Raw genomic sequence first — 15,975 nt, forward strand, 5'->3', positions numbered from 1 at the left:
TCACTTTGATGATTATCTGAAGATGGTACTATATACGCATATATATTTTTTTCATTCATTTGTTTTCTTAATTCACTTAATCTACTCTTTATGTCCATAATAATCTCCTTTAATACTGTATGTATTTGTCATTTAAGACATTTATTTGTTATTCTTTTACATTTTTTATAATAACATGTAGTGATAACGTTCTCAAGTTATTTTTTTTATATATTTAAAACTTTTTTTATTTATTGCAAAAATACCAGTTAAACATATATATAGCATATCTGATATATTAAAATTACAACTTTTAAATATGTAAATAGGACTATTAAAATCTAATAGCCCTATTTCCTTTTTAGTTGTTTATATCTTTACTTTTATATGTTTTATAACTATGCATAAATTCTCTACTGTTAAATATATATTTCCCACCTATTTGTGTATAGTACTGTCCCGTAGAATCATATATATCTTTTATTTTTTGAGTTAAGTTTTTATGATAATATCTAAGTTCTTTAAACTCTTTTTTTAGTCTATCAGCGCTCATCCAAACTTTATTACAATTTATATCCGCTAATTTTATATTTTCAAATTTTATAGAATTCTTTTGAGCATATACATATATTTCTGCTAATATTTCTTGTAAATTTTCATTGGTAAGGTCATGTTTAAGTTTTTTATAACTTATAGCTCCCATAGAATCTATACCCTTTTCTTCTAATCTTTCTTGTTTTATAAGAGCTTCTAAGGGTTGTCTTTTTATATATACATAAGATGAGTCTTCAAGTACATATTGACCTCTATGATATTTTGCTGGGCTATAAATCACAAGTATTGGGCTATAATCTCCATTAATTTCTTCATCATTAAAGTCAATTATATCTTCTTTGTCTTTAAGCTCATAACCACTGCAGATAGAACCATACCTAGACTTGGCTTTTAGTGAGTACATACTAGCATTTTTTATATGTTCTATCACTTCATTTACATAATCTTTATGTACTATATCGTCCATGTTATATGAATTATTTACATAATTATTTGCTAATTCTTCTTTCATAGCATTTATTTCTTGCAATTGTACTGAAAAACATGCACAAATATTTTTTAATCTTTCTTCTATTTTATTTATATCAACATTTATATGAGGTAGTATTTTTTGTAAATTTTCTTCACTTTTAATTTTCATAAGTTGATTTCCTATAATACTGTAAGTAACAGTACTATTTTCATCAAATAAATATTTATTTATATTTTCTTTTAGACTTTCTATATTAGAATATATTCTAATATAATCTGTAAGTAAATTTGTTTCTTTTTCTAATATTTCTTTTGGTATATTTATATAAATGTTATTTTCTTTAACACATAATTTAAAATTATTATTTTTAGTTATATCTTCTATGTCTTTTATTTGAATATCTTCTGTCATTTCATAGCTCCTTACTATATTTTGTATGTAAAAATTAAAATCATCTACAATTATAACATGAATTTTATTCTATAGTAAAATTTTAACATCAAAAAAGGAAGTATCTTTGAGTAATGATTAAAATCATTTCTAGATACTTCCTTTTGGTTATAATAAACTTACTATATCTTTTTTTAGTTTTATAATATTTTCTAAATTATCATCATTGTAATAATTTTTATCAATTATAAACTCTTTTTTTACAACAGCTGGTTTTTTTGATATTACATAAATCCGATCTGATAACATTATAGCTTCATCAATATCATGAGTTATTAAAAGTATTGTAGAATTAACCTTATTTTTAACTTCTAATAACCATTTTTGCATAGATGATTTTGTAATAGAGTCAAGCGCTCCAAATGGTTCATCTAAAAGCATTATATCATTAGAATTTATAAACGTCCTTAAAAAGTTCGCTCTTTGCTTCATCCCACCTGACAGTTCTCTTGGATATTTGTTTTCATATCCACTTAAACCAAATGTAGTAAAGTAATCTTTTACTTTTTTATGTGCTTCTCTTTTTTTAAGATTTTTTTTTCTAAATCCTTTTTCTTTCTTTATCGTCAACGGTAAGCTTACATTATCTATTATAGTCTTATGTGGTAATAAAAGGTCTTTTTGATACATATAACTTAACCTTCCGTCTATACTTATACTTCCACTACTATAGTCTATTAAATTTGCAACTATGTTAAATATAGTACTTTTCCCACACCCACTTGGACCTAATATACTTACAAACTCACTTTCATAGACCTTTATACTTATGTTTTTTAATACTTCTATTTCTTCATAGCTTTTAGATATACTTTTTATATTTATCTTTACTTTTTTATTGTGGTAAGAATTCATTACTATATGCCTCACTAGGCTTTAAATCTTTATTTATCAACTTATATTCTTTTAAGAATTCTGTGTAATTATTCCATACACTATCCTTCATTTCACCCCATCTACTAGCATCATCTATATACTTATCTGCTAAATACTCTTGACTTTTTATAGCTAATTCTTCATCTATTTCTGGTGCATGTTTTACTAATATTTTAGCAGCCTCAGTAGGATTTTCTATTGCATACTCATATCCTTTAGCTGTAGCTTTTAAGAATTTTTTAGCAAGTTCTGGATTTTCATTTAATAATTTTTCGTTAGATATTATAAGTGGTGTGTAATAGTCAAGTCTTTCATCTACTTGTCCCATTGGTATAAAGTTTAAATCAATACCACGTCTATTAGCCTCTACACCATCCCATCCTTCAAATATCCATGCAAAATCTATATTTTTACTTGTAGCAGCAAAAAAGTCATCTTGTCCAATATTTGCTACTTTTAATTTACTAAAATCTTTACCTTCTTTTTTCATAAGTGCTTTTAATATTGCATCTTCAGAAGGAGATCCCCATCCTCCGTAAGTTTTTCCTTCAAAATCTTTAGGAGATGTTATATTTTTATCCTTAGGTGAAGCAAATCCTGAAGTATTATGTTGTATAACTGTTGCTACTGCTTTTATTGGAAGTGTATCTTCACTAGTTTTAGCAAAAGTTACCTCTTCTTGATAACTTACTCCAAATTCAGCTTTTCCCGTAGCAACTAAAGTTGCAGCTCCTCCTTCAGACGGTTGTACTATTTCAACATCTAGACCTTCTTCTTTATAATATCCATTTTCAAGCGCTACATATAATCCTGTATGATTAGTGTTTGGTGTCCAATCTAGTACCATTGTTACCTTTTCATTTTTTGATTCTTCTTTGTTAGCAACGTTGTTTTCATTTTTATTTGAACATCCACTAAGTACACTCATTGTAAGTACACTTACAAGTCCTAAACTTACTAATTTTTTTAATTTCATAAAATTCTCCTTATATATTATGCCTTAAGGCTATTTTTTTAATAGCTTGTACTATTCCTACAAATATCAAACTAAATATTACTACCAATATAGTAGATGCAAAAACTTTATCTAATGCGTATGCACTCTTTGATCTTACCATATATACACCTAACCCTTTTGTTCCACCTAACCATTCTGCTACAGTTGCAGCAACTACTGTATAAGTTGCTGATATCTTAAGTCCTGAGAAAAATTTATCCATAGCCATTGGAAATTTAAGATGTATAAATGTAGCTAATTTACTACTATTCATAGTTTTAAATAAATTCAAATAATCCTTGTCTATATTTTCTATACCATCTACAAAACTTATAAGTATTGGAAAAAAACAAGTCATAATTACCATTATAACTTTAGGCAACATATCAAACCCAAACCATATTATTAAAAGTGGCGCTATTGCGATAGTTGGTATGGTTTGCGATACAACCATTATAGGATATACACATTTTTTAAAAATAGGTATAAAATCCATAAGTATTCCCATAGTTAACGATAGTATTATAGCTATTATAAATCCTATTGTAGCTTCATTTAAAGTGGTTAAAGTGTTAACGTATAAATTTAAGTAATCTTTATAAAATACCTTCAGTATATCTGTTGGAGCTGGTAATATATATTGAGGTACATTTTGTACTTTGACTATTACTTCCCATATAATTAACAAAACTAAAAATGTAACTATAGGATATAAGCTATTTTTTACTTTATCTATGGTTTTTAAGTTTTTCATTTATAGTTATTCCCCCAGCTTTTTCATCTATCCTAGCTGTTGTTATAACTCTTTCACAACCAAGATTAAAAGGGATTTTATGTATTACCTTTAAAAGATCAAATACTTCTTCAAATTCTCCTTCTATTGTTGTACTCATTGCACCTATTTCATACTTTAGGCCACTTTTTTGAATTTCTTCTATACATGCATCTACTACCTTATACATCTCTTCTTCTCCTGCATAAGGTCTCAGGGGCATTACTGATACATCTGCTATTACCATATAGTTCACCATCCTTTAAGTTAGTTTTTATTCATATACATAAATTCTAGTTTCCTGATATAAATTAAGCTTATCTATCCAAAAATATACTAAAAATTTTTTCACAAATTTAGCAATATATCTCAATTTTATAGTTTAATCAAAAAGGTCTTATCCAACTAGGATAAGACCTGCAAGCTCTTTTTATATAAGCTATTTTATCTCCCTACGCTGGCATTATCCAAACAGGTTAAAGGGTCGAGATTGTGTCTCCTCTCAGCCAATTAGCTCCCCTAAAATATGTATTTTCAACTTAATTATACTATACTTATCAAATTTTAACAATTATTTTATATTTGCCCTTAATTATTAATATTTCATATACTATAATAAGTATATATTGCTTATTAAGGAGGTCATTATGATTAATACCCTAAAAGATAAATTTCAAAACTATAAACCGTATATAAACGGACATCAAAATATGAAAAAAGCTTCTGTTCTAATTCCTATTGTAAAAAAGGATAATAGTTACTATATATTATTTCAAGTTCGTTCTAAAAATTTAAGAACTCAACCTAATGAAATATCATTTCCTGGTGGAAAAATAGAACCTAATGAATCACCACTTGATGCAGTTATTAGAGAAACCTGTGAAGAACTTGGTACGAATAAAAATAACATTGATATTATATCTGGTCTTGATTTACTTGTTACACCTTCAAATTTAATAATTCATCCCTATTCAGGATATATAAAGGATATAAGTAACCTAAATATAAATAAAGATGAAGTAGATCACATATTTTTAGTTCCAATTTCATACTTACTAAAATATGAGCCTAGTTACTATAACAACGAAGTCAAAATTATTCCACATGAGAATTTCCCATATGATATTATTCCCAATAATCATAGCTATAAGTTTGATAGTGGTAATTACCCTGTACTCTTTTATGAATATGAAAAATATATCATTTGGGGGATTACTGCTAAGATTCTTGAAAATTTCTTGATGCTAATAATGAATTAGTATTACTTAAACTTAATTTAAAAAAATATTTTAATTATATTAAAAAATACCATCTATAGTAGACTTTTTTAATTGTCTCTTATATACGGTATTTTTTCTTATTTTTATAGCTTATATATGTTAGTTTTTTATCTACTAAATTCTTCTATAAATATCTTTGCTATCTTTGGATCAAATTGCGTTCCTGAGCACTTTTTAATTTCATTTATTGCTTCTTCATTGCTCATTTTATGCTTATATGCTCGTTCACTAGTCATTGCATCATAGGAATCCACTATACAGATTATTCTCGATAAAAGTGGTATTTTTTCACCTTTTAAACCTAATGGATATCCTTTACCATCCCATCTTTCATGATGTGATAATATATTATTTGCAACATGCACTATTTCATAATTGGATTTAGCAACTCTATAACCTTTTTCTGTATGAGTCTTCATCAGCTCAAATTCATTATCTGTAAGCTTTCCAGGTTTTGATAATATTTTATCTGGTATTCCTATTTTTCCTATATCATGTAACACTGCTGCTACTATAAGATCCTTCATTTGATTAGAATCCAGTCCAATTCTATTACCTAGCTTCTTTGCGTAATAAACCACTCTTTCTGTATGTTGTTTAGTTTCTAAGCTTTTTTCTGTAAGAGCTTCATTTAATGCATCTAATATTCTTTTTTTAGAATTAATAAGACTTGGAAGTTTTTCTTTGTATAATTTATCATCTTTATAAAAGATACAATCTGGAATTGTGTCTAATATCACCTCTAATATATTGTCAAACATATCTATCTCTCCTGCAATTTTTGAATTTATTTCCATTTATATAATAGCATAAAAATTATTTTTAAAATAAAAATTCACTTCGCTCATGCCGCCAACGGCCTAAGGTACTTCGCCCACACGTAGCTTAAAAATCAGGCTCGTTGCTTAAGTTTAGCAGTTACACTTTATAATTCATCCGTAAATCAGAAGATTTATAAATTTCTTGTATCTAAAAAAAGCTACACCTTATTAGGTATAGCTTTATAATTATATAATTAAAATTTAAACACTTTTATATTTATATTTTTATATAAAAGCTTTCCTACGCTAGCATTATCTAGATCAGGTATAAGGGTCGGTCTATCCTCTCAGCCATTTAGCTCCCCTAGCTATTTTTATTTTGTTTTACACTTTAATTAGTATGTTCTATTTTACTATTATGCCGTTTAATGAGAATGTGTTTGCACTAGTTATTTTTACCATAACTAATTTTCCAACTAAATCTTCACCTTCAGCTTCAAAGTTTACTAGTTTATTTTGTCTAGTTCTTCCCGTAAACTTATCATCATCTGTTTTACTTTTTCCTTCAACTAAAACTTCAACAACTTTATCAGTATAACTTTGGTTTATCTGTGCACATATTTCATTTACTTTGTTTAATACTTTATTAAATCTCTCATGCTTTACATCCTCTGGTATTTGATCTTCCATTTGTGCAGCCGGAGTTCCTTGTCTCTTAGAATATATAAATGTAAATGCAGAGCCATATCTTACTTTTTCTACTACGTCTATTGTATCTAATAAATCTTCTTCTGTTTCGCCTGGGAATCCTATCATTAAGTCTGTAGAAAATGCTATACCTGGGACTTCTTTCTTAGCCTTTTCTATTATATCTAAATAATATTCTTTAGTATAATGCCTGTTCATTTTTTTAAGTAATGAACTACTTCCACATTGAACTGGTAAGTGTAAGAATTCACATACTTTATCACAATCTCTCATTGCATATATAACTTCATCAGAAATATCTTTCGGATGAGATGTCATAAATCTAACTCTTTCGATTCCTTCTATGTCATTTACTATCCTTAAAAGCTGTGCAAATGTCATAGGTTCTTCTAATGTTTTTCCATATGAATCAACATTTTGTCCAAGTAATGTAACTTCCTTTGTTCCATTTGCTGCTAGCTCTTTTATTTCATTTATTATATCTTCTGGTGTTCTACTTCTTTCTCTACCTCTTGTATATGGAACTATACAATAAGTACAGAAATTATTACATCCATACATTATATTTACAAATGCTTTAAGTTCAAACTTTCTATTGCTTCTAAGTCCTTCTACAACTTCTCCATCAACATCCCATACGTCAACTAACATTTTATTAGTATCCATTGAATTTGTTAATAACTCTGGGAACTTATATAAATTGTGTGTACCAAATACTAAGTCAACGTGTCTGTATTTTGATTTTAATTCTTTAACAACATGAGGTTGTTGCATCATACATCCACAAACAGCTATTTTTAAATCTGGGTTCTTTCTTTTTTGGAACTTTAATTGTCCAAGATTTCCATAAACCTTAAGTTCTGCATTTTCTCTTACTGCGCATGTGTTGTATATTATTAAGTCACATTCTCCTGCAGTCATTCCTCTTTCATATCCCATTTCATCAAGCATTGCACATAATTTTTCAGAATCATGTTCATTCATTTGGCATCCAAATGTTTGTATTAAATATCTTGGTTTAGTTTGATGTATAGCATAGTATCTTGAGTTTTGTTCTGCTATTGCTTCTATAAATCTATCTTGTTCTTGAATTTTCTCTATAGGAACTTGTACTTGTTTTCTTTTACTCATATCTTAATCCTCCTTGATAGTTACTACTATTATTGCTTTATTTATATAAATTTTTATTTGATATTTTAATAAATTCATTTAAAACTTATTATATCAAATTTATCCAATATTTTAAAGGTGTTAGATTTAAGTTTTATGTATCAATATTGGTGTGTTGGAAATACTAATTTATTATATGATTTTGAAAGGAAAATAAAAATGATTGTAGTTTTAATAAGAAGTATTTTGCTATATATAGTGGTTTTAATAGCCTTAAGAATTATGGGTAAAGGTGAAATAGCTGAAATGAATGCATTTGACTTAGTTATAACTCTTTTAATAGCTGAAGTTGCTGCGATTCCTATGGAAAACAATAATATACCTATAATTAATGGTATAGCAGCCGTCACAGGTCTTGTTGCTATGCAAATAATTATTTCATACATTACATTAAAAAATAGAAAAATTAGAGTCTTTTTATCTGGTAAACCTTCTATACTAATTGATAAAGGGAAAATAAATTATAAAGAATTAGAAAAAGAAAGAATTACTATTGATGAACTTTTAGAACAACTTCGTATTGATGGTTACTTTAAAATTACTGATGTTCAATATGCTATACTTGAAACAGATGGTAATTTAAGTATATTGCCAAGTCCTTCATATGTTGATGTGCCATCTAAAAAATTAAATCATCTTCCATTATCTTTGATACTAGATGGTAAAATTATAAGACATAACGTTAAACTTATTAATAAAAATATTGATTGGTTGCTTGAAACTTTAAAGTCCAATCATATTGAAAGTGTAGAAGATGTACTTATTTGTGTTATAGATGAAAACGATAGAATCTTTATCCAAAAAAAAGAAAAATAAAATGCATCGGGGTGAATTTCTTTGAAAACTTTAATTTATTCGTTAATTTGGACAATTCTATTTATAATATTTGGACTTTACATCAATAGTGAAATCCATGAATTTACAGATGAATACACATCTCAAGTTGATATAATAGAAACCTATATAAAAGAAGATGATTGGCAAACTGCAAAGTATGAATTAGATAAATATAATGAAGACTTTCTCAATGATAAAGGTGCTTGGTATAAATTATTAAACCATGATTATTTTGATAATATATGTTTATGTTTAGATATATTAGATGGATCTGTATATTCAAAAGATAAATCTATGTCTTTGGAACAAATCGCAAACATAAAATCTACACTAGATAATATTTTAGAAAGTGTCAAATGTGATTTAGACCATATATTCTAACTTTATATCAATTTTAAATAGGCTGATTATATCAGCCTATTTATTTATATAATTTTATTGTATAATCTTATCTACAGCAATCTCTTGATTTAATTCTTCATATTCATTTTCCTTATTCATATTTTTTATAGCTTTGATTTTAAGAGGTAATGTAAATAGATTTATAAACCCTTGTGCATCTTTATGGTCATACAGTTCACTATCTCCAAATGATGATATTGAATAGTCATAAAGCGCATTTTCTGTAAATGTACCTGCAGGCTTTATGAATCCTTTGTAAAGCTTCATTTTAACACTTCCAGATACATTTTCTTGAGTTTCTTCCATAAAAGCATCTATCGCCTCTCTTATCTTTGAATACCATAACCCATTATATATAAGTTCTCCGTATTTTAACGATACCATTTGTTTAAAATGTAGCGCCTCTTTATCTAAAGTTGCACTTTCTAATATATTATGAGCTTCATAAAGTATTGTACCTCCTGGAGTCTCGTATATTCCTCTTGATTTCATTCCAACTAATCTATTTTCAATTATATCAATTACTCCGATTCCATGTTTTGCACCTATATCATTTAATGTTTTTACTATTTCAACAGGTGAAAGTTCTTTTCCATTTACTTTTGTTGGAATTCCTTTTTCAAAATGTATTTCAACATATTCCGGTGTATCACAAGCTTGTTCTAATGGTAAACATTTTTTATATACATGATTTTGATGTTCATTTTCTAAATATTCTATATCTCCACCTTCTGTAGATGTATGCCAAAGATTTGCATCCACTGAATATATTTTTTCTTTAGTTACAGTTATAGGAATATTTTTCTTATTTGCATACTCTATAGCATCTTCTCTTGACTTTATATCCCACATTCTCCATGGTGCTATGATTTTTATAGTTGGATCAAGTGCTGCTATTGAAGCTTCAAATCTTACTTGATCATTTCCTTTCCCTGTACATCCATGGCATATATATTTTGCTCCTTCTAAATGTGCCACTTCTACTAATCTTTTAGCTATTATCGGTCTAGCTAATGATGTTCCAAGTAAGTATTTTCCTTCATACTTTGCTTCAGCTTTTATTGCTTTAAATATAGTTTCTGTTACAAATTCTTCACTTAAATCATCTACATATGCCTTACTTGCACCACTTTTTAAGGCCTTTTCATAAACTTCTTCCATATTATCATCTTGACCTACATTTACAGATACTGCTATTACCTCTATATCATAGTTTTCTTTTAACCATGGTATTATTATAGATGTATCTAATCCCCCTGAATATGCTAATATAACTTTCTCTTTCATAGTTTCTTCCTCCTAAAATTATTATTTTTAATTAAATTATTATTTTTGGTTAATTTATTATTTTTAATTCATTTATTATCTTTATTAAATTTTGTTATTTTTTTCATCTTTTTAGCTTTTATAACTTAGTTATTTTAAAAAATTAATTTTTATATAATTTGCGCAAATTATTGTTGTACTTTGTATATTGTATTCATTACTTGATTGCTTATATCCTGATTCTTAATCGATATGATTAATCTTCTTATGTTGTCCTTAATACAAAAAAGCCCCTTAGTATAAAATACTAAGAGGCGAATTTCCGCGGTACCACTCTTATTGATAAGAATTCTTTCAAATATAGCAAATAACACTGAATAAAATTTAACTTTGTTCTTTTAGTAATTATAAAAGATACAAGCTATTTTTATATTAAAAAACGCCTCTTGGTTAAAACCAAGAGACGAATATTATCCGCGTTACCACTCTAATTGATAAGATTTACTTATCCACTCTTTCTCTTAAGGCGAGACTGACCTACTGCCATACTATAAATTTCCTGCAGTATTCTCCAAAGCTCTCTTCACTTAAATATTTTTGCTAGGCTTCCACCATCCCCAGCTCTCTATCAAATCCACTTAAGTTACTTTCTTTTTCATAGAATCTAAATTATTTAAGTTTTGTTTGTTTATCTTGTATATATAATAACTTATATTATTTAAAATGTCAATCATATAAATAAATTTATATAAATTAATATTTTACTTTATATAAATAAAGTCCTTTTGCAGCTGCTGTATCAGATGCTACAGTTCTATCTTTAGCTTCTAACATGTATTTTATATCTTTTATACTTTTTCTTCTTAATCCTGCATCAATTAGTGCACCTACTATAATTCTTACCATATTGTATAAAAATCCATCGCCTTCAACATAAATTTCTATTACATTATTATTTTCTTGTATTTCTATTGAATGTATAGTTCTCACATTAGACTTTTTCTTAGATTTTGATGAAGCGAAACTAGTAAAATCGTGTTCTCCTAGTAATTCCTTACTAGCTTCTTTCATTAAGTTTAAGTCTAATTTTCTTGTTATATGATTAGTATATTTTCTTAAAAATGGATCATGAACTTCATTGTTATAGATTTTATATAAATATACCTTTGATTTTGCATTATATCTAGAATGGAATCTTTCATCAACTTCTTCTATATTTGTAACTACAATATCCTCTGGTAAATATTCATATAAATAAGCTTTCATTTTCTTTAAAGACATTTCACTGTTTGTTTTAAAATTTGCAACTTGTCCATAAGCATGAACTCCCATATCTGTTCTTCCTGAACCAATTATTTCTATAGGCTCATCAGTCATTTTCCCAAGCACAGCTTCAATCTTTCCTTGTATTGTCATATCATTATCTTGAAGCCTTTGAAATCCTTTGTATCTTGATCCATCATATTTAATTGTCATTTTTATATTTCTCATATTATGCCTCTTTCTATTAATAACTCTTCATTATAAATCATATTTTATAATCTATTATTTTCATTTTCTTATCTTATTTTATATAACAAAATAGGATATACTCTTTTCAGTATATCCTATTTTTCTACAATTTAATACTATATTGATTCAATTAATTTATTTTTAATAGTAATTGTTATAGTAGTTCCTATACCTTTTTCACTTTCTAATGTCATATTTCCACCATGAAGCTTAACTATTTCATGGCTTATTGCAAGACCTAGACCACTACCTGCTTTGTTATAATCCTCTTGGAAAAATTTATCTAATACTTTATCTAAATTTTCAGTTTCTATTCCACAGCCATTATCTATAATTCTTATCGTTGTAAACTCCTCGCCTTGGGAAACTGCAACCTTAACAAATCCACCTTCGCTAGTAAATTTTATAGAGTTTTGAACTAAATTTATTAAGACTTGTCTTAGCCTATTTTTATCACCTTGTATATTTTGAATATCCTGATCTTCAAATCCTGCGATTAACTTTATACTTTTTTCACTTGATTTTACTTTTAGCTGATTTACTACTCCTACTACTAAATGTTTAACATCAACCATATCTATCTGTAATTTTATGCTATCTGATGCAAGACGCGAAAAATCTAATAGCTCCATTACAAGCTTTATAAGTCTTTCAGTTTCATCCTGAATTATACCAAGGCCTAAATCTAATTCCTCTTTTGTTATGCCTTCATATCCTAGAGTTTCACTCCATCCTTTTATGGATGTAAGTGGTGTTCTAAGTTCATGTGATATAGAAGATATAAATTCTTCTTTTAACTTTTCACTTTTATCTATTTCCGCAGCCATATGCTCAAATGTTTGAGCTAAGTCTCCAATTTCATCATCTGATATCTTTGTATTTTTTAATTTTATACTATAATTCCCATGTGCTAATTCATTTGCAAATTGTTTTAATTCTCTAAGAGGTTGAATTAAGGTTTCTGCAAATCTAAGGCTTAAGGATATTGCTATAAGTAAAATACATATCCCTGCTAATACAAGCCCCAATGTTAATCTAAATATTGTGTTATCTATTTTATTTAGTGATACTGTATACCTTACAACACCTTCTATTATATTGTTTGTCTTAAGTGGAACAGATACACTCATTACATGTTCATTTGTATCTGTTATTTTATAAGTATATGGTACTAATTCTTTAGCATCTTTTAATGCTCTATTTACATCTTCAAAGTTAGCTTTTTGTTCAACCTTAAAACCATATGAATCCAATATTATGTTTTTATTTTTATCTATTATTTGAATAGCGTATTTAGAGTTATTACCTACATTTTGTTTTTCAATTATATTACTTACTTTTTTTTCAAAGCTACTAGTCTCCATAGCTATATTAGTGTTGTATACAGTATTAGTATATTCTACTTGTCCTTTTAGACTTTGCCTTACATAATCATAGTAGTAATTTTGAATATAAAATATAAATAATCCTTCAAATAATGCAACTGTTATAATAATTATTGTAAAGTAGTTTTTAATTATCTTTTTTCTTAACCCTTCAAAATGTAGCACTGCTATTCTTCCTTTCTAAAGCAATATCCATACCCCCAAATAGTTTGTATATACTTAGGTTTTGATGGGTCATCTTCTATCTTATTTCTTATTCTTCTTATATTCACATCCACTATTTTAAAATCATAAAGGTAATTAGTTCCCCAAACTTCATCAAGTATTTGATCTCTACTTAACGATTGTTTTGCATTTATCATTAAATATTTTACTATTGAAAATTCTGTTGGAGTAAGTTCTATTTCATTGTTATTTTTAAATAACTTTCTTTTATCTAAATCTAAAACGAATGGTTCAGATACTATTTCATTGTTTTTGTTAGTATTATCATCTTTTTTAACCCTTCTAAGTAGCGCTGATACCCTTACTAACAACTCTTTTATGCTAAATGGTTTTGCAATATAATCATCTGCACCTGATATAAACCCTTCTATTTTGTCATCTTCTTGAGCTTTTGCAGTAAGCATAATTATACCTACTTGGTCAAAATTTTGTCTTATAAATTTACATACCTCTATCCCACTCATATCTGGAAGCATAACATCTAAAAGTGCTAATTTTATGTTTTTTTCACTATTCATTTTTTCTATAGCTTCGCCCCCTGTAGCTGCTTCTATTATTTCATATCCTTCTCTTTTTAGATTTATACTTACAAAACTTCTAATTCCTATTTCATCTTCTAATATTAATATTTTTTCCTTCATTTTAAATCCTCCCAATAAATATTAGTATATTAATGAGAAATACTCTATTAATGCTTCTATATTTATCTTTAATTTTTTTAATTCTTCTAAATCATTTTGATATAATATAAAACTATACTCATTTGTTTCCTTAAGAATAATTCCATTTGAACTTGATACATTTTTTTTATCATCTATCATGCTCTTATTTACTACTGATATAGTGAATAAATTTTTAGGTCCTATATCTACTATATCATAATAATTAAATTTAAATAGTACGTCATCACCTTTATATTCTTGTGCTATATAAACCTTATTTACCAAACTATTAGGTATAAGCATTTTATAGTTATATTGATAATTATAGTATATTTGACTCATAAACACTAAGCCCGATTTTTCTTCTTCTTTCCCATTCCATTTATACCAACTCATCTTAGCCGAGTTTTTTTGAGTATAAATGTTTCCGCTTCCATTTACTATAGGTATTTCAATCACTTTATCTTTGTTAATATCTTCAATTGGAATATAATATGGTTTCATTATATTCTTATCATCATCACTAAAGGCCTTCTTAATTTTTTTATCTCTAACATAAAGTATTTGTGTTATATAATTATTGTCTTGAATAGTTGGTATATCTAAAATGACACCATTTTTTTCAATTGTAGTATTTCCTACTTTTTCAGTTGCAATAGTACCTATTGTGATATATAAATTACTTAAATTTTTCACATTACTAAACTCTGTAAAATCTATTAGTTCTAAACTTGTATTAAAATTAGCTAAACTTGCATATGCTTTACTATTTTTAGGATCATAATGTATTATTAAAATATCTAATTTATCATCATCATCAATATATCCAATTTTTATTTTCACATCAAGCATATTGCGCTTATCTTTTATCCACGTTGGATTTAATGTATATATATTTTTAATTTCATCTTCTTCGAAAGAATATATATGCATGTTAGTTTTATTTCCTTCTTTAATTAATAATATAATTTCCTTACATCCATCATTATTTAAATCATAAAAATTAGCATATTCTATATAATCTCCGGCTTGAAGTAAATTTCCTTTATCTATATATGTTTCGTCTTTATTTTTACTCAAAACTATAAACCCAACTTCATTTTGATTATCATTTAAATTTTCTTTTTTCTCAAATGCCACTAATTCCTCTACTCCATCACCATTTAAATCAACCTCATTAATTTTGCCAACTTCACTTGAGTTAGATGGCAATATTAATGAAGAGTTTAATGGAAGCAACTGATTTATTCCTTTATACAATATTTCCTTATTTTCATTATAAATAGGTTTGTATTTAATAAGTTCTTCTGGAGATTCTGAATTAAGACTGCACCCCGTAGTTAAAAGGGCTAGCAAACTAGCACCCGTTATTAACTTAAATAATTTCATCTAAAACCTCCTAATCTATCGCTTTGCTACAATACTCCTCAAATTTTTTAATTCTTTCTTTCTCTTTCTCAATAGTTTCTTCACTTAATTGTCCTCTTCCTAATCTATCGCAAAAAGATATTAAAGCCACTTCTTTATATTCTACATCATTTAACATGTTTTGTGGTTTAAAAAATGGAAGATTTTTATCATAAAATAAAGGTTGCATGTGCCATTTTATTAATTTAGATACTTCTTCATTAAATTTTTTATCATTACTTACTTGTTCTAGAAAATT

Annotated in this window: 16 protein-coding genes, 2 riboswitches and 1 other annotated feature; of the genes, 3 read left to right on the forward strand and 13 right to left on the reverse strand. The window is 26.9% G+C overall.

Annotated elements, in window-relative coordinates:
- Positions 1 to 340 precede the first annotated feature (340 nt).
- From VLM92_RS13205 to VLM92_RS13225, 5 genes are all read right to left on the reverse strand, one after another.
- On the reverse strand, positions 341 to 1,417 hold the full coding sequence (locus VLM92_RS13205) for a hypothetical protein (RefSeq protein WP_325276800.1): 1,077 nt from the start codon (positions 1,415 to 1,417) through the stop codon (positions 341 to 343).
- Positions 1,418 to 1,564: 147 nt separating this feature from the next.
- The gene (locus tag VLM92_RS13210) at positions 1,565 to 2,311 is read right to left on the reverse strand and encodes an ABC transporter ATP-binding protein (RefSeq protein WP_325276801.1); all 747 of its coding nucleotides are present in this window, start codon (positions 2,309 to 2,311) and stop codon (positions 1,565 to 1,567) included.
- The gene (locus VLM92_RS13215; protein WP_325276802.1) at positions 2,292 to 3,308 is read right to left on the reverse strand and encodes an ABC transporter substrate-binding protein; all 1,017 of its coding nucleotides are present in this window, start codon (positions 3,306 to 3,308) and stop codon (positions 2,292 to 2,294) included. Before VLM92_RS13215 ends, VLM92_RS13210 begins: the two co-directional genes overlap by 20 nt.
- A gap of 10 nt (positions 3,309 to 3,318) precedes the next feature.
- Positions 3,319 to 4,083: an ABC transporter permease gene (locus VLM92_RS13220; RefSeq protein WP_325276803.1), complete on the reverse strand. Its 765-nt coding sequence runs from the start codon at positions 4,081 to 4,083 to the stop codon at positions 3,319 to 3,321.
- A complete protein-coding gene (locus VLM92_RS13225) occupies positions 4,058 to 4,348 on the reverse strand; it encodes an MTH1187 family thiamine-binding protein (RefSeq protein ID WP_325276804.1) in 291 nt (96 codons plus the stop codon). Before VLM92_RS13225 ends, VLM92_RS13220 begins: the two co-directional genes overlap by 26 nt.
- A gap of 185 nt (positions 4,349 to 4,533) precedes the next feature.
- Positions 4,534 to 4,632: riboswitch (TPP riboswitch) on the reverse strand.
- Positions 4,633 to 4,748: 116 nt separating this feature from the next.
- On the opposite strand from VLM92_RS13225, the gene VLM92_RS13230 reads away from it, so the two are divergent.
- Positions 4,749 to 5,360, forward strand: a complete 612-nt coding sequence (locus VLM92_RS13230; RefSeq protein WP_325276805.1) for a CoA pyrophosphatase — start codon at positions 4,749 to 4,751, stop codon at positions 5,358 to 5,360.
- 128 nt (positions 5,361 to 5,488) lie between these two features.
- Here VLM92_RS13230 and VLM92_RS13235 read toward each other — a convergent pair whose 3' ends face one another.
- A complete protein-coding gene (locus VLM92_RS13235; protein ID WP_325276806.1) occupies positions 5,489 to 6,178 on the reverse strand; it encodes an HD-GYP domain-containing protein in 690 nt (229 codons plus the stop codon).
- A gap of 245 nt (positions 6,179 to 6,423) precedes the next feature.
- A riboswitch (TPP riboswitch) is annotated at positions 6,424 to 6,518 on the reverse strand.
- A gap of 29 nt (positions 6,519 to 6,547) precedes the next feature.
- Positions 6,548 to 7,981 carry a tRNA (N6-isopentenyl adenosine(37)-C2)-methylthiotransferase MiaB gene (miaB, locus tag VLM92_RS13240; protein WP_325276807.1) on the reverse strand — a complete coding sequence of 478 codons (1,434 nt, stop codon included), beginning with the start codon at positions 7,979 to 7,981 and terminating at the stop codon, positions 6,548 to 6,550.
- Positions 7,982 to 8,179: 198 nt separating this feature from the next.
- Here miaB and VLM92_RS13245 point away from each other — a divergent pair, with 198 nt between their 5' ends.
- Both VLM92_RS13245 and VLM92_RS13250 read left to right on the forward strand, forming a co-directional pair.
- Positions 8,180 to 8,836, forward strand: coding sequence for a DUF421 domain-containing protein (locus VLM92_RS13245; protein ID WP_325276808.1), 657 nt, complete (start codon positions 8,180 to 8,182; stop codon positions 8,834 to 8,836).
- Positions 8,837 to 8,857: 21 nt separating this feature from the next.
- A complete protein-coding gene (locus VLM92_RS13250; protein WP_325276809.1) occupies positions 8,858 to 9,238 on the forward strand; it encodes a DUF4363 family protein in 381 nt (126 codons plus the stop codon).
- A 54-nt stretch (positions 9,239 to 9,292) separates the two neighbouring features.
- Here the strand turns inward: VLM92_RS13250 and VLM92_RS13255 are convergent, their stop codons facing one another.
- From VLM92_RS13255 to VLM92_RS13280, 6 genes are all read right to left on the reverse strand, one after another.
- Positions 9,293 to 10,546 carry an argininosuccinate synthase gene (locus VLM92_RS13255; protein ID WP_325276810.1) on the reverse strand — a complete coding sequence of 418 codons (1,254 nt, stop codon included), beginning with the start codon at positions 10,544 to 10,546 and terminating at the stop codon, positions 9,293 to 9,295.
- Positions 10,547 to 10,981: 435 nt separating this feature from the next.
- Positions 10,982 to 11,193: a binding site (T-box leader), on the reverse strand.
- Positions 11,194 to 11,278: 85 nt separating this feature from the next.
- Positions 11,279 to 12,016 (reverse strand): tRNA pseudouridine(38-40) synthase TruA, encoded by a 738-nt coding sequence (truA, locus tag VLM92_RS13260; protein WP_325276811.1) that lies wholly within the window; start codon positions 12,014 to 12,016, stop codon positions 11,279 to 11,281.
- A 137-nt stretch (positions 12,017 to 12,153) separates the two neighbouring features.
- Positions 12,154 to 13,587: an ATP-binding protein gene (locus VLM92_RS13265; protein ID WP_325276812.1), complete on the reverse strand. Its 1,434-nt coding sequence runs from the start codon at positions 13,585 to 13,587 to the stop codon at positions 12,154 to 12,156.
- A gap of 2 nt (positions 13,588 to 13,589) precedes the next feature.
- A complete protein-coding gene (gene walR / locus VLM92_RS13270; RefSeq protein WP_325276813.1) occupies positions 13,590 to 14,288 on the reverse strand; it encodes a cell wall metabolism DNA-binding response regulator WalR in 699 nt (232 codons plus the stop codon).
- Positions 14,289 to 14,309: 21 nt separating this feature from the next.
- Positions 14,310 to 15,698: a hypothetical protein gene (locus VLM92_RS13275; protein ID WP_325276814.1), complete on the reverse strand. Its 1,389-nt coding sequence runs from the start codon at positions 15,696 to 15,698 to the stop codon at positions 14,310 to 14,312.
- 10 nt (positions 15,699 to 15,708) lie between these two features.
- A partial coding sequence (locus tag VLM92_RS13280; RefSeq protein WP_331681776.1) for a hypothetical protein occupies positions 15,709 to 15,975 on the reverse strand: 267 nt, incomplete at its 5' end.

The sequence above is a fragment of the Romboutsia sp. genome (genome assembly GCF_035470145.1).
GTDB lineage: Bacteria > Bacillota > Clostridia > Peptostreptococcales > Peptostreptococcaceae > Romboutsia_D.